Raw genomic sequence first — 12,667 nt, forward strand, 5'->3', positions numbered from 1 at the left:
AAATTCATGTCATACATCAGTCGCATGGCTTGTGCCGCAGCGCTTGTACTCAGCACAGCCATTCCCGCGACCGCTCAAGAGGGCAGCCTGACGATCTCCATCGGGTTTGGCCCCACCGCCGAGGTGCCAGACCCGCGCGCCAGCTATAACGGCTGGATGTCGAACCAAACCGGCGTGACCGAGACGCTGATGGGCATCGACTATGACATGAACCTTTATCCGCGTCTGGCTGAGGGGATAGAGCAATCCTCGCCAACGACGTGGCGCGTCACATTGCGCGACGGTGTGACGTTCCATGATGGATCGCCTGTGACCGCGCAGACGGTTATCGACGCTATCGCGCCGATTTCCGAGGAAGGGCATCCGGGTCACAATGCTCGGGTCGCCAAACTGCTTGATCTGGCAGGCATGCAGGCGGATGGGGACACCGTTGTGGTGTTCGAGACCAACAGCCCGAACGCAGCCTTCCCCTGGACACTGTCCGAGCCCGCGATTGCCGTTCTAGGCGCACCTTCTGAAGCCTTCCCGATCAATGCGACAGGGCCATTTGTGTTCAAGGAAGCGGTGCCAGAGCAGCTTTATCGCGTTGAGGCGAATGCAGACTATCGCCTTGGCACCCCGGGTCTGGAAGAGGTTCGCGTGGTTGTTGCAAACAACCCTGCCACCGCCGCCCTGGCCTTTGAAGCCGGCGAAGTCGATTTGGTAATCAACTACCCCGAAACCGACTTTGACCGTATCCAGGAAACCGGCGCTCAGGGTTTTTCGGCCCCGACTGCGCGGCTCTATTTCTACACAGTCAACGCCCAAAGCGGGCCGATGGCCGACCCTCTGATCCGTCAGGCCGTGTCCTACGCCATTGACCGCGACGGCATCGTTCAGGCGGCATTGTCCGGCGTCGGCGGAGTTCCTGCGGGCACGGTGTACCCAGAGGGCAAAAGCTGGGCCGCAGATATCCCTGCGACCTATGATCCGACAAAAGCCGAAGAGCTGCTGGCGGAGGCCGGAGCGGTCAAAGTGGGCAATACATGGATGCTGGACGGCGAGCCCTTGGAAATCGACATTGTGACCTATTCCTCGCGCGCGGCATTGCCACCCACGGCCGAGCTGACGCAGGCCTTTCTATCCGCTATCGGCGTGAAGACCAACATCACCGTTGGTGAATGGGGTGCCAGCAACGATGCGATTGCAGCAGGAGAAGCGGACCTGTTCCTGCAGGCATGGGTGACCACGCCGCAGGGCGACCCTGGTGCGGTTCTTGAAACACTGCTGAAGTCCGACGGCGGTTCGAACTCCGGCGGTTACGCAAATGCGCGGATGGACGAATTGCTTACGCAAGGTCGCCTAACGTTCGAGCATGATGCACGCAAAGCAATCTACGACGAGGTCCAACAGATCATCGCTGCAGAGGCGGCGATGATCCCCGTCTTCCATGTCAGCCAGACCAATGTTGGTGTTGCGGGTCTCAGCGGCTATCAGGTTCATCCAGCCGAGACCTACTGGGTCACACATGAGACGAAGTTGGCCGAATGACGTTGAGCGTTACTGGCCTAAGCGCTGTGCGCTCGGGCCGGACCATCCTTCACCCCACATCGCTTGAGATCGATCGGCGAGGTCGCATTGGCCTCGTTGGCAGTTCTGGATCCGGAAAATCGACGCTGGGTCACGCGCTGATCGACGACTTGCGCGGTCAAGGCCATAGCGTCGCACATGTGCCGCAGAGCCCGGAAGAGGCGCTCGACCCGCTGCGGTCCATGGCGTTTCACTGGCGGGAGGCGGAGGTCGCCTTGGGGCTTACCCCCGGCTCTGCAGATCAGGCGGGATTGTTCTACGCGCTCAGCATCAAAGGCGGCGACTTGCGCAAGCGCCCTTGGGGCTGGAGCCGTGGTATGCAGCAGCGGTTTGTCATCGCGATGGCGCTGATCGGGAACCCGGATTTGATTGTCTTGGATGAACCAACCTCCGCGCTGGACCCGGTTGTGGCAGCCGCGACGATGGAGCTTTTGAGTACCTTTCTGGCAGGGAAAGAAACAGCGATGATCCTGATAACCCATGACCTTGGGCTGGCGGCCCGCCGGGTGGATAGACTGATGGTGATGGAGGCGGGGCACCTTGTGGAACAAGGCTCGACCGAAGAAATATTGGAGCGACCACAGACGAAAGCGGCAATATCCCTATCAGCTCATCGCAACTGGATGGCGCTGCCATGTTGACGGCTCGCAACGTCTTTGTTCAACGCGGCAGGTGCGTCATTTTGCACGACATTTCCCTTAGTGTGCAGCCCGGCGAAACCCTTGCCGTGGTTGGCGAAAGCGGCGCGGGCAAGTCTACCTTAATTGCTGCGATCCTTGGACTCTTGAAGCCAACGGAAGGGCAGATTTTGTGGAACGGCGCACCAATGCGCTCCATCCGCCCCGCGCTAGTGATGCAAGAACCGCGTGCGGCTTTTAACCCAGTCCTCAGCCTGCGCCGTTCGATCATGGAGCCCGTGGTCGCGCGGGGAAGCACGCTGGCAGAGGGGCGGTTGGACCGGCTTTGCGCAGGTCTGGAACTGCCACTGGATCTGTTGGATCGCCGCCCGAACGAAGTGTCCATCGGGCAGGCGCAGCGTGCCGGTATCCTACGCGCGTTGATCGCATCGCCACCGCTGATCCTGTTTGATGAACCTCTGTCGGCGTTGGATGCGGTCACGCAAAAGCATACGGCCCGTCTCATCTCTGATCTTCAGAAAGAGGAAGGTTTTGCCGCGTTGATTGTGACCCATGATCTTGGCTATGCGGTCGCACATGGCGATCAGATTGCGGTTCTCAAGGCAGGGCGCGTTGAAGAAATCGCAGATGCCGAAACCTTCGCGATGAACCCGCGATCCGACTACTGCCGTGCTTTGCGAGATGCCGCGATCGCGCTCGGCGGGCTAGAGGCAGCAGCATGATCAAGATCATTGGTGGGTTGTTGCTGCGGGCGGTCGTGGTGCTATCGGGCACGGCCTTGTTGACCTTTGCACTGCTATGGAACGCACCGGGCGATCCGGCGCAAGCTATTGCGATGGCGCGGTTTGATGCTTTGCTGACCGAAGACGTGATTGACCAGGTCCGAGCGGAGGTCGGCCTGAACCAGTCCTTTTGGCCGGCGTTTGGGGCATGGCTTGGCCCGCTGCTGACGCTTGACCTTGGCCATTCCGCCGTTACCGGCCGCCCCGTTGGCCCTGACCTCTGGGCTGCGATCAGCTATACCTTTCCGCTGGCCTTTGCGGCGCTTGGGCTGGGGCTGGCAATCTCTATCACGCTCGCCATTGTCGCTACGAAACGTCCCGGAGGCTGGCTGGACCGCCTCGCTGTTGGCATTGGATCGCTGGGCAATGCGATCCCGTCCTATTGGCTTGGCCTGATCCTGATCCTGATCTTCGCTGTAAAGCTAGCGTGGCTTCCCGCCCTCGGTGCAGCCACGCCTGCCCACGCGATTCTGCCAGCCCTGACCTTGGGTCTCGGAGTCGCAGCATCGCTGACCCGCATCATCCGCTCAGGAATACTGGAAGCACGTGGCCAACCGTTCCTGCCGGCATTCCGACGGCGGGGTGTACCAGATCGTTCGGTGGGACGTGACCACATTGCACCACACGCGGCCATTCCCGTTATCACGGTGTTTGGTCTGGAACTGGCGTTCTTGCTCGAAGGGCTTGTGCTGGTCGAAGTGATCTTCGGCAGACCCGGCCTTGGTACCTTTCTGGTCGAGGCGATCATGGCGCGGGATTTCGCCCGTGTCCAGGCGATGGTCGTGCTGACGGCGCTGGTCTTCGTGACGGTGAATCTGATCATCGACCTGATTTACCGGGTCATCGACCCAAGGATCGGAGAGAGCGATGCGTAGCGTTCTGATCCTTGTCACCGTGTTTGTTTTGCTTGCCGGTCTGGGCCCGATGCTTGCACCCTATGATCCCACGGCCATCAACATCCCCAAGCGGCTCTCGGACCCAAGCGCGGAGTTTCTGCTGGGCACCGATGCACTTGGCCGCGATATCCTGTCCCGCCTTTTGCACGGGGCGCGCTGGTCACTCGGACTGGCCTTTCTGATCTCGGTCATCAGCCTTGTGATTGGCACCACGATAGGGCTTGTCGCGGCCCTTGGCGGGAAACTTGCCGATTGGATCATGATGCGGACAACGGACACGTTCCTAGCCTTTCCTGAACTGGTCGCGGCTATCGTCATCGCCGGGCTGATGGGCGCTGGAACATGGAGCCTGATCTTTGCCCTCAGCGTCACAGGCTGGATGCGCTTCGCTCGCGTGGCGCGGGGCATCGGCCTGTCGGTGCAAAGCCGCGGCTATGTGGTGCAAGCAAAACTGGCCGGAATGCCCGGCTGGGCCATCGCGCGTTGGCACTATCTGCCCTCATTGGTCCCATCGTTGACTGTTGTCTGGACCGGCATGTTTGCCCGCGCCATCCTTGGCATCTCCGCCCTTGGGTTTCTTGGCTTCGGTGTGCAGCCGCCCAATCCGGAGTGGGGATCCATGCTGCTTGATGCACGGGTTCATCTGCGCTCCACCCCGCTGCAAATGATCTGGCCGGGACTGGCCGTTGTCATCTGCGTGCTTGCCATCAACCTAACCGGCGATGCTTTGCGCGATGCACTAGCGCAAGAAGAGACTAGAGAATGACCGCCGTAGACCGCCCCGGTTTCGGGATCAGCTTGCGTCTTCTATCGGGCGTCCTGTTTGCAGGTATGTTCGTTAGCGTGAAGGCCGTCAGCGAAGAAGTCCCGCTGGGCCAGATCGTCTTCTTCCGCTCGCTCTTTGCCATCATCCCGCTGGTGATTTTCCTCTGGGTGCGGGGGGAGTTTCCAGGCGGCATGGCGACGAGAAAGCCGGGGGCGCATTTTCTACGAGCGAGTTTCGGGACGCTTGCCCTGTTTGGCTCTTTCGCCGCTGTCGCGCGGCTCAATTTGGCCGAGGCCATCTTGATCTCGCAGCTTTCACCGATGCTGATGGCGCTTGGCGCCGCTGCAATGTTGTCAGAACGCCTCACGAAATGGCGGGTCTGGGGCCTCATTCTTGGCTTTGCGGGCGTTCTTGTCCTTGTCTGGCCCGAATTGACGGCCCCCGGACAAGAAGGCCTCCGTCTCTCCGGTTACCTCATCGGGCTGGGCGCAGCCGCTCTAGCGGCGCTCGCCCTTATCATGGTCCGTAGCCTCAACAAGACCGAAAGCCCGGGCGCGATTGCGCTCTACTTCGTGCTGGCCTCAATGATCGGCGGTATCGCGACACTGCCATGGGGGTGGATCACGCCAGATGGGCAAACGCTATGGTTTCTGATTCTTTCGGGCCTCTTTGGAGGTTTTGCACATATCGCAATGACCTTGGCATTCCGCTATGCCGAAGCGTCCCGGCTCGCCCCGTTTGAGTATGTGGCCTTGCTGTGGCCCCTCATGGCCGATCTGTTCATTTTCCGCCTGGGCTTATCCGCGAGCCTCATTCTGGCAGCCCCGCTTATCCTGGCGGGCGCAGCGGTTGCAGCAGCGGAGAAGCGGAAGTGATTAGTTGCCGGAATTCACGCTTGTCTAAAACCAAGCGCCTTCCGACGAGATGTTAGTCATATCACTCCAATGTCCAGTTCTGTGTTGCTACCCCGCACCGATCATTCCATTCTGGATGCCAACTGCTTTATGACGATCAATTCACGAAACCAAGTAGGCCCATACTTAGTAAGAAGATCAATGCGCCAGCAAAAATTTGCAGGGCTGGCATAACGTCGTTCAGGCCACCATTAGCTTGCAAAGTCGCCACTGAAGTCAGTCGCCGACCGAATGTGCTCGATATTGCGACGAGACCGGTAAGGCCTGCGGTTCCAAATCCCATGACGACCACGGCTGCGATACCGGCAATCTTTATATCCATCTGCCAAGCGATCACTAAGAGAAAGATCGCGCCGGTGCAGGGTCTGATTGCGATACTTAGGATTAGCGCCACAGCCTCTCGAACGGAGCTTATGGACGCCGCTTCTTCCGGAGTGGGGCCATGACTATGGCAGCCGCAGTCGCCATGCGAATGGTCATGGTTTGCTTTCGCCTTCCTTAAAGACCGGATTCCACGCCAAGCAATCGCGACACCGATGCAAGCGATGGCAAGATAGCTGAACGGCGCCAGCACGTCTTGAGCAAGATCGGTAAGCTGAGACGCGCTCACCTCTAAGAGGAAGAAACCACCATAGACCAAAATGATCGCCCAAATGGCTTGCGCTAGGCTTGATGCCACGGCCAACCCCAAAAGGCGGAGTGTTGAAACGGATGTCCCTAGTCCCACGCCCCCGACAAGGTACTTGCCATGACCGGGGCCCAAAGCATGGACAAATCCATAGGCTCCCGTTGCGCCGAGTAAGGCAACATATGCGCCTGTTTCGCCAGCTTGGAGCGCACGCACGGCTGCGGCCATTTGATTTTGAAACCCGCGTTGCGTTTCAGCGGCCCAAAGGGTGACCCCGCTGAAGTCCAAGACAAAATAGAGGGCAAGGGCGAAGGCCACGGCAAGCCCGACGACAATAGCTAGCCGCATGTTACCTCAATTCTGTCAGCGAAGAGTGCGCCGACCTGAGCGATGTTTGACGTTTCTTCTCGGCTTAGTTTTGCGAGAGTCGCTTGGAGAGCCGAGTCTTGCGGGTCCGGTACAAAGGAGTTGGTTTTCGCGGCACAAGCCTCAGTTCCAACTATTTTAGAAGGCTGCGTGATCGAAAACGAAAAGAAGTAAGTGGATTCATAGAACGCTACTTCGGCGACCCCTTGATTGAGATCAATTGGCGACAACAGGTCTCGGGTAAACGTGAATTGCAGCCGACCGTCGATAAGTTGGGCATCCAAGCCCTTAGGCCACTTAAGCGGGATATGAGAGCCGCCCATGGACAAATGCGCGGATCCGTCGAAATCGTCGGGCCAATCATTTCTTTGGCGGATGAGCTCTTGCCGGTCCGCTTCGTCCAATGTGCCGTTCGCATTCATCGACATGCCATGGGAAGACAAGATGTAGAGCGTTTCAAATTCATCGTAGAGCCATGTGACTTCTAAAGCCGAGAGCATTGTCTCTTCGCTAAACACAAAGTCGACGCCGCCATCTACAAAGACATGCGGATGCGCGCCCGCAGTGGGTGCGAGAGCGGCCAAACAAATCTTCAGCGCTAACGGGAGTGCTTTGAGTTTCAAGCTTCGCATGCTCCTGGGCTTCTCACTTATCCAATGGTTTAGTGGATGCTGTGATCGTAGACAACGCGTTCCGCTTCCGGATCGGAGATCGGGTCAAGGACAAGCAATAGACGTGTTTCGCCAGACCTGGACCTGTCACGGAATTGTTCCGCTTCTTTGACTTGGTATTTTGCCACAAAAGAGAAACGTCATGGCACAACAACTAACCCCAGAATTTCGCGCGTAAGCAGGTCGCAGCGGATTTTGGCGTCGGCTTCTCGACGCTGAGCCGTTGGATCCAGCAGGATCAGCGCAATCCTGAGAAGCCTTCGGCCCAATCTGATCTGGAACGTGAGGTCGCGGCGCTGCGCAAAGAGAACCGCATGCTTCGAGAGGAGAGGGAGGTGTTAAAAAAGGCCACCCAGTTCTTTGCGGAGCGAAGTAAATGAGGTTTGCTTTCATCGCTAAGAACACAGACATGCTGCCTGTCGAACGGCTGTGCCAGAGTTTGAGCGTCGACGCATGACAGAGGAACTCAAGGAACTGGGCCTTGAAGTTGGGCACCGCCGTGTCGGCAGGCTGATGAGTGAAAATGGCATTGAGGTGAAGCGGAACAAGAAGTTCAAGGCAAAGACAGATAGCAATCATGCCTTCAATGTCGCGCCCAATCTATTGAAACGCGACTTTCATGCGGATGCGCCCAATCAGAAATGGGCAGGCGATATCAGCCATGTCTGGACCCGCGAAGGATGGCTCTACCTTGCTGTCATCCTCGATTTGCATTCAAGGCGCGTGATCGGTTGGGCCGTGTCGAACCGAATGAAGCGGGATCTGGCGATCCGGGCCTTGAACATGGCTACTGCCTTGCGGCGACCGCCAAAGGGCTGCATCCATCACACCGACCGTGGCAGCCAATACTGTTCGCACGACGACCAGAAAATCCTGCGCCAGCATGGGCTCCAGGCGTCGCTGAGTGGGACTGGGAACTGCTACGACAACGCAGCGGTCGAAACCTTCTTCAAAACCATCAAGGCTGAGTTGCTGTGGCAACGCTCCTGGCGCACACGCCGCGACGCAGAGATCGCCATCTTTGAATACATCAATAGCTTCTACAATCCGCGTCGAAGGCATTCAGCCATAGGCTGGAAAAGTCCCTTGGCCTTCGAAGCAAAGGCTGCATAAATGAGTAACAGGAGCGGCACCAAAGCGTGACAGGTCCATTTATGCCAATGAACGCTTCTTACTTCTCTTTGCATCAACGCGAACTTTTATGTGAAGCCCAAATTTGTAAACTATTTGCCACGTGTCGGTCAGGTGTGTCGGTATCGAGTTCTAGTGAGCCGAGTTCAGTCGATCCAGATACTCACTCAGCAATGCGGCTCGGCGTGGCCGAAAGCTCGCCGTCCCTGTACTGACGGTAATAATGCGGTCCCCCCGAAACATGCGGAAGTCTTCTCGCAGACAGCACCAAGCAAGAACAGTCAGAGTGCGTTCCGTGTACATTATCGAGAGGGGATAGATCGTGCGCTTGGTGGCCGCATTGGATTGATCCTCGTATGATACTTCCAAAGCGTGCTCTTTCCAGCAAGCTTCTCGGATCACATCCATATCGACCTTGACGGACATACGCACGTTCGGGCGATAGACTTTCGACGCAGCATGAAACAACTGTCTTTCGCGGTCGTCTGGCAATGTGGCCGCAACCTTGGCAAGGACCGAGGTTGCGGCCTCGGCCAGGGTTGGATCTCCCATGTGTTTGACCTCAGCCATGCCAAGAACCAGCGCTTCGATCTCATCCCGATTCAGGGTCTGTGGCGGCAAGGCGTAGTCTTCGACGAGCCGATATCCATAGCCGCGCTCACCGTCGATCTGGGCCCCTGCTGCGCGCAGACTTTCGATGTCGCGATAGAGGGTACGGAGCGAAACCTCAGTTTCTTCTGCCAGAGCGCGTGCAGTGGTGGGCGGGGGCATAACCCGCATGGCGTGAAGAAGGCGAAAGAGGCGATCGGATTTCGGCATGACAATTCTGATGATGGCACAAGGTAACTGTCGGGAACTGACAGTTGTACATCCTTATGAAGATTTTCAGCAACTATTCAAAGGAAAGACCAATGAGCATCGCAACGACAACGCACCTTAACTTTCGTGGCCAGGCCCGCGACGCGCTGACATTTTATCAATCCGTCTTTGGCGGACATATGGCAGCCGTCAGCTATGCTGATGCCCATGCCGTGCAAAACGAGGCTGAAGCCGACCAGATCATGTGGGGTCAGGTCGCAGGCGAAAACGGGTTTCACGTTATGGCTTATGACGTCCCATCTGCAATGGACTGGAATGCTGGCACAATCCCGGTGTTCGTATCCGTGCGCGGCGATGACGAAGCCGAGCTGAACGGGTTTTGGGAAAAGCTTAGCGATGGCGCAACCGTGATGCAGCCTCTAGGTGAGGCGGCTTGGTCCCCACTTTACGGGATGCTCAAAGACAAGTTCGGCGTGACTTGGGTTCTGGACATCGAAGTGCCTTACGAAGGCTGATCGGAAATTATTATAATTAAGGGATATTTAGAATGCTCACACACATCACCGAAATCTCATGGCTGGGTGTCGCAGTTGCGGCCTTCGCGTCCTTCATGCTGGGAGGCCTATGGTTTACCGCGTTGTTCGGCAAAGCCTATTCCGCCGCTCTTGGGCGCGAACATGACCCATCGGCCAAACCTGGTATGATCTTCATTCTTGGCCCGCTGATCTGGAGCGTCGTCACCGCGTTGACGAGTGCAATACTGATGGCAGCGCTAGGTATCGAAACCGTTGGGCAGGCCATTGGTTTTGGCCTCTTCGTTGGAATCGGCTATCTGGCGGCAACGACGGTCGATACTGGCATCAACCCCAACATTCCCAACCATGGTGCGTATGGCGTGATTAGAGGCGCATATCACGTGCTCGCAGCGCTGATTATCTCCATCGTGCTTGTCTTACTCTAGGAGGCCATTGACATGCGCTACAATACGCTTGGCCTCACCGGTTTGATGGTCTCTGAACTTTGTCTTGGCACAATGACCTTTGGTGTCAATGAAGGGCGGGAAGCGGTCGTTCGCCGCTACGCGGCGAATGGACTGTTGCTATGGTCTGCTGGCCGAGGTTGACGGTACCGACACCTCAGTGACGCGCTGATGGAGACGAAGATACAAGTTAGGCCGCGGCGGTTTCGTCGCCCAGACTTGCCGCCTAAGGTTGCCCGAGCCCTGCAGTTCACACATAGAGGCAGCCGCAGTTGCTCTGCTGGCCGCCTCCGTCGTCTTTCATCATCACGCGGCCGCATTTGAGGCAGCGCCGCGTTTTTGGTAAGCAACCAGCAGGACGGCAAGGCCCAGGCCGATGGCGTCTGTCATCCACCCACCCGCGATCATGAACAGCCCTGCGGCCATCACTAGGACCCGGACCGTGGCATTGGCGTGCCCCACCAGCCATCCCTGCACGGCACATGAGAGCAGATAAACACCAATCACTGCCGAAATCGCGATGTGGATGATTTCGATCCAGCTGCCCTGCAGCAGCATCGCCGGAGAATAGAAGAACATGTAGGGCACCACGAAGGCCGCGAGACCGATCTTGAAGCTCTCGACGCTTGTCTTGACAGGGTCTGACCCAGCCAGCGCGGATCCTGCATAAGCCGCCAAAGCTACAGGCGGTGTGATGGCTGACATGACCGCAAAGTAGAAGATGAAAAGGTGCGCGATCAGCGGTTCAACGCCAAGGTTTACCACACCCGGTGCGATGACACTGGCCGCAACAGCGTAAGCGGCTGTCGTTGGCATCCCCATCCCCAATACGATGGAGACTACCATCGCAAAGAATAGCGCTAGAATCTGGCTTTGATCCGCGAGCGTCAACAGGACAGTCGAAAAACGTGACCCAATCCCTGTCAGTGCGATGACCCCTACGATAATGCCGGCAGTTGCACAAACCGCGACCAGTTGCAGTACCATCCGCGCGCCATTGTCCAGCGCGTGGAATAGCTGCTTTGGCCCCATTTTATGCGGTGTCAGCCATGACACAACAGCCGCTGTCATCATCGCGAGTGTGCCGCAGCGAATGACGGAATAGCCCGCAAAGAGTGCGGAAATCAGAACGATAATCGGCGTCAGCAGATAGATTTGACGCACCAGCACGCCCAGCTTTGGCAGTTGGTCCCGTGGCAGGCCTTTAAGATTCGCTTTTTGCGCGGCCAGATCGATCATGAAGTAAACCGAGATGAAATACAGCGCGGCAGGGATGATCGCGGCGGAAACAATCGCCATGTACGAAATACCGGTGATTTCAGCCATGATGAACGCACCTGCGCCCATGATCGGCGGCATGATTTGCCCACCAGTCGAGGCCGCAGCCTCGACCGACGCCGCGGTCTGGGGTTTGTAGCCGACCTTTTTCATCATCGGGATCGTCAGGGACCCTGTGGCCACTACGTTGCCCGCGGATGTGCCGTTGATCATGCCCATAAGACCGGATGCAAAGATCGCCACTTTGGCAGGTCCGCCGCGTTTGTGACCGGCAGCTGCAAAGGCGAGGTTGACGAAGTATTCACCAACACGGGTGGTTTGCAGGAAAGCCGCAAAGATCACGAACAGGATGATATAGGTCGACGAAATCGCAATCGGAGCGCCGAGGATCCCATTGTCGGTGTAGATATAGGAAAAGAAACGTTTCGCGTCGTAGCCACGGTGTTCAAAGATGCCGGGCAACCACGGACCAAGGAAAGCATAGGCCACGAAAACGCCGGCAATGATAACCAATGCCATACCGGCCAAGCGGCGAGTCAGTTCGATGATCAGGATAACACCCGTCACAGCGGCCCACATATCGCCGGGCAGTGCCATTGGCATACCGGCGCGTAGCTGCAGTTGCCGAGCAAAAAAGATGAGGTAAGCGGTTGCGATAATAGCGGCCACGGCCAAAAGGATGTCAGCGAGGGCGAACTGTCGCCGATCAAGCTGCGGGAACACCCAGCTATGAACGACTGCCAATGCAGTCCCCAGCACCAACGGAATGCCAAATGTCGACATTGCCCAAGCGGGGGGAAGTGCGTTGCCCAAAGCACGGCCATTAATCCAGATTGCGGAAACTGTAACGGCGGCATACAGAATTGCTGCTGCCGAAAGGGCCAACAGGCCAAGCGACAGCGGGTTTCGCGTATTTTGCGCGGTTGGCCCTGAAAGCGCTTTCGCACCGAACAATAAAAACCCAAGAAAAAGCCCACCTCCGACATGGCTTAGACGGTAGGCCCAAGTCTCGAGCGGGTAGACGTTCATAACGAGTAAGTGAAAGACAGAATAGGCGACACACAGGGCCGCGACGAGCATGCTGCGCGTTCCTTCAAGGTCCCTTTGATTGCCGGCCAAGGCCTCTTCATCAACATTCGCCTTGGCAGTCTCCTGTTCGATGACGGAAAGCGTGGTGTCAGCGCTGGTCCGGATGGCGCTGTCTTGGGATTTTTTCATTTTATGGCTGCC

12 protein-coding genes and 1 pseudogene are annotated in these 12,667 nt (G+C 57.4%); 9 read left to right on the forward strand and 4 right to left on the reverse strand.

All coding sequences use genetic code 11. The features are described from left to right. Positions 1–6: 6 nt before the first annotated feature. Genes ACXAGA_RS07125 through ACXAGA_RS07150 form a run of 6 tightly spaced genes read left to right on the forward strand, consistent with a single transcriptional unit; the run spans position 7 to position 5,526 of the window. Entirely contained in the window at positions 7–1,530 is a 1,524-nt protein-coding gene (locus ACXAGA_RS07125) for an ABC transporter substrate-binding protein (protein ID WP_475116782.1), read from the forward strand. Beyond that, the gene (locus tag ACXAGA_RS07130; protein ID WP_475116783.1) at positions 1,527–2,210 is read left to right on the forward strand and encodes an ATP-binding cassette domain-containing protein; all 684 of its coding nucleotides are present in this window, start codon (positions 1,527–1,529) and stop codon (positions 2,208–2,210) included. Before ACXAGA_RS07125 ends, ACXAGA_RS07130 begins: the two co-directional genes overlap by 4 nt. Continuing rightward, a complete protein-coding gene (locus ACXAGA_RS07135; RefSeq protein WP_475116784.1) occupies positions 2,204–2,929 on the forward strand; it encodes an ABC transporter ATP-binding protein in 726 nt (241 codons plus the stop codon). The genes ACXAGA_RS07130 and ACXAGA_RS07135 overlap by 7 nt, the downstream gene beginning before the upstream one ends. Beyond that, entirely contained in the window at positions 2,926–3,864 is a 939-nt protein-coding gene (locus ACXAGA_RS07140) for an ABC transporter permease (protein WP_475116785.1), read from the forward strand. Before ACXAGA_RS07135 ends, ACXAGA_RS07140 begins: the two co-directional genes overlap by 4 nt. Next, positions 3,857–4,651 (forward strand): ABC transporter permease, encoded by a 795-nt coding sequence (locus tag ACXAGA_RS07145; protein ID WP_475116786.1) that lies wholly within the window; start codon positions 3,857–3,859, stop codon positions 4,649–4,651. Before ACXAGA_RS07140 ends, ACXAGA_RS07145 begins: the two co-directional genes overlap by 8 nt. Beyond that, positions 4,648–5,526: a DMT family transporter gene (locus ACXAGA_RS07150; protein WP_475116787.1), complete on the forward strand. Its 879-nt coding sequence runs from the start codon at positions 4,648–4,650 to the stop codon at positions 5,524–5,526. The genes ACXAGA_RS07145 and ACXAGA_RS07150 overlap by 4 nt, the downstream gene beginning before the upstream one ends. Before the next feature lie 136 nt (positions 5,527–5,662). On the opposite strand, the gene ACXAGA_RS07155 is transcribed toward ACXAGA_RS07150, so the two are convergent. Continuing rightward, positions 5,663–6,541 carry a nickel/cobalt transporter gene (locus ACXAGA_RS07155; protein ID WP_475116788.1) on the reverse strand — a complete coding sequence of 293 codons (879 nt, stop codon included), beginning with the start codon at positions 6,539–6,541 and terminating at the stop codon, positions 5,663–5,665. Beyond that, complete coding sequence (locus tag ACXAGA_RS07160; RefSeq protein ID WP_475116789.1) at positions 6,532–7,182, reverse strand: DUF1007 family protein; 651 nt, start codon at positions 7,180–7,182, stop codon at positions 6,532–6,534. The genes ACXAGA_RS07155 and ACXAGA_RS07160 overlap by 10 nt, the downstream gene beginning before the upstream one ends. 492 nt (positions 7,183–7,674) lie before the next feature. Here ACXAGA_RS07160 and ACXAGA_RS07165 point away from each other — a divergent pair. Next, positions 7,675–8,343: pseudogene (locus ACXAGA_RS07165) on the forward strand (IS3 family transposase); the annotation flags it as partial. 150 nt (positions 8,344–8,493) lie between these two features. On the opposite strand, the gene ACXAGA_RS07170 reads toward ACXAGA_RS07165, so the two are convergent. Further along, positions 8,494–9,180: a helix-turn-helix transcriptional regulator gene (locus ACXAGA_RS07170; protein WP_475116790.1), complete on the reverse strand. Its 687-nt coding sequence runs from the start codon at positions 9,178–9,180 to the stop codon at positions 8,494–8,496. Positions 9,181–9,272: 92 nt separating this feature from the next. On the opposite strand from ACXAGA_RS07170, the gene ACXAGA_RS07175 reads away from it, so the two are divergent. Both ACXAGA_RS07175 and ACXAGA_RS07180 read left to right on the forward strand, forming a co-directional pair. After that, positions 9,273–9,695 carry a VOC family protein gene (locus tag ACXAGA_RS07175; RefSeq protein WP_475116791.1) on the forward strand — a complete coding sequence of 141 codons (423 nt, stop codon included), beginning with the start codon at positions 9,273–9,275 and terminating at the stop codon, positions 9,693–9,695. 32 nt (positions 9,696–9,727) lie between these two features. Next, positions 9,728–10,141 (forward strand): DUF1761 domain-containing protein, encoded by a 414-nt coding sequence (locus ACXAGA_RS07180; protein ID WP_475116792.1) that lies wholly within the window; start codon positions 9,728–9,730, stop codon positions 10,139–10,141. 324 nt (positions 10,142–10,465) lie between these two features. Here the strand turns inward: ACXAGA_RS07180 and ACXAGA_RS07185 are convergent, their stop codons facing one another. Further along, positions 10,466–12,655: a TRAP transporter permease gene (locus tag ACXAGA_RS07185; RefSeq protein WP_475116793.1), complete on the reverse strand. Its 2,190-nt coding sequence runs from the start codon at positions 12,653–12,655 to the stop codon at positions 10,466–10,468. Positions 12,656–12,667 lie beyond the last annotated feature (12 nt).

Source organism: Marivivens sp. ABH4_498 (assembly GCF_056160585.1).

What these genes read in the sequence shown, in the direction of transcription:
- ACXAGA_RS07125 (WP_475116782.1), top strand. Translation starts at nt 7, where the DNA reads ATGTCATACATCAGTCGCATGGCTTGTGCCGCAGCGCTTGTACTCAGC.
- ACXAGA_RS07130 (WP_475116783.1), top strand. Translation starts at nt 1,527, where the DNA reads ATGACGTTGAGCGTTACTGGCCTAAGCGCTGTGCGCTCGGGCCGGACC.
- ACXAGA_RS07135 (WP_475116784.1), top strand. Translation starts at nt 2,204, where the DNA reads ATGTTGACGGCTCGCAACGTCTTTGTTCAACGCGGCAGGTGCGTCATT.
- ACXAGA_RS07140 (WP_475116785.1), top strand. Translation starts at nt 2,926, where the DNA reads ATGATCAAGATCATTGGTGGGTTGTTGCTGCGGGCGGTCGTGGTGCTA.
- ACXAGA_RS07145 (WP_475116786.1), top strand. Translation starts at nt 3,857, where the DNA reads ATGCGTAGCGTTCTGATCCTTGTCACCGTGTTTGTTTTGCTTGCCGGT.
- ACXAGA_RS07150 (WP_475116787.1), top strand. Translation starts at nt 4,648, where the DNA reads ATGACCGCCGTAGACCGCCCCGGTTTCGGGATCAGCTTGCGTCTTCTA.
- ACXAGA_RS07155 (WP_475116788.1), bottom strand. Translation starts at nt 6,541, where the DNA reads ATGCGGCTAGCTATTGTCGTCGGGCTTGCCGTGGCCTTCGCCCTTGCC.
- ACXAGA_RS07170 (WP_475116790.1), bottom strand. Translation starts at nt 9,180, where the DNA reads ATGCCGAAATCCGATCGCCTCTTTCGCCTTCTTCACGCCATGCGGGTT.
- ACXAGA_RS07175 (WP_475116791.1), top strand. Translation starts at nt 9,273, where the DNA reads ATGAGCATCGCAACGACAACGCACCTTAACTTTCGTGGCCAGGCCCGC.
- ACXAGA_RS07180 (WP_475116792.1), top strand. Translation starts at nt 9,728, where the DNA reads ATGCTCACACACATCACCGAAATCTCATGGCTGGGTGTCGCAGTTGCG.
- ACXAGA_RS07185 (WP_475116793.1), bottom strand. Translation starts at nt 12,655, where the DNA reads ATGAAAAAATCCCAAGACAGCGCCATCCGGACCAGCGCTGACACCACG.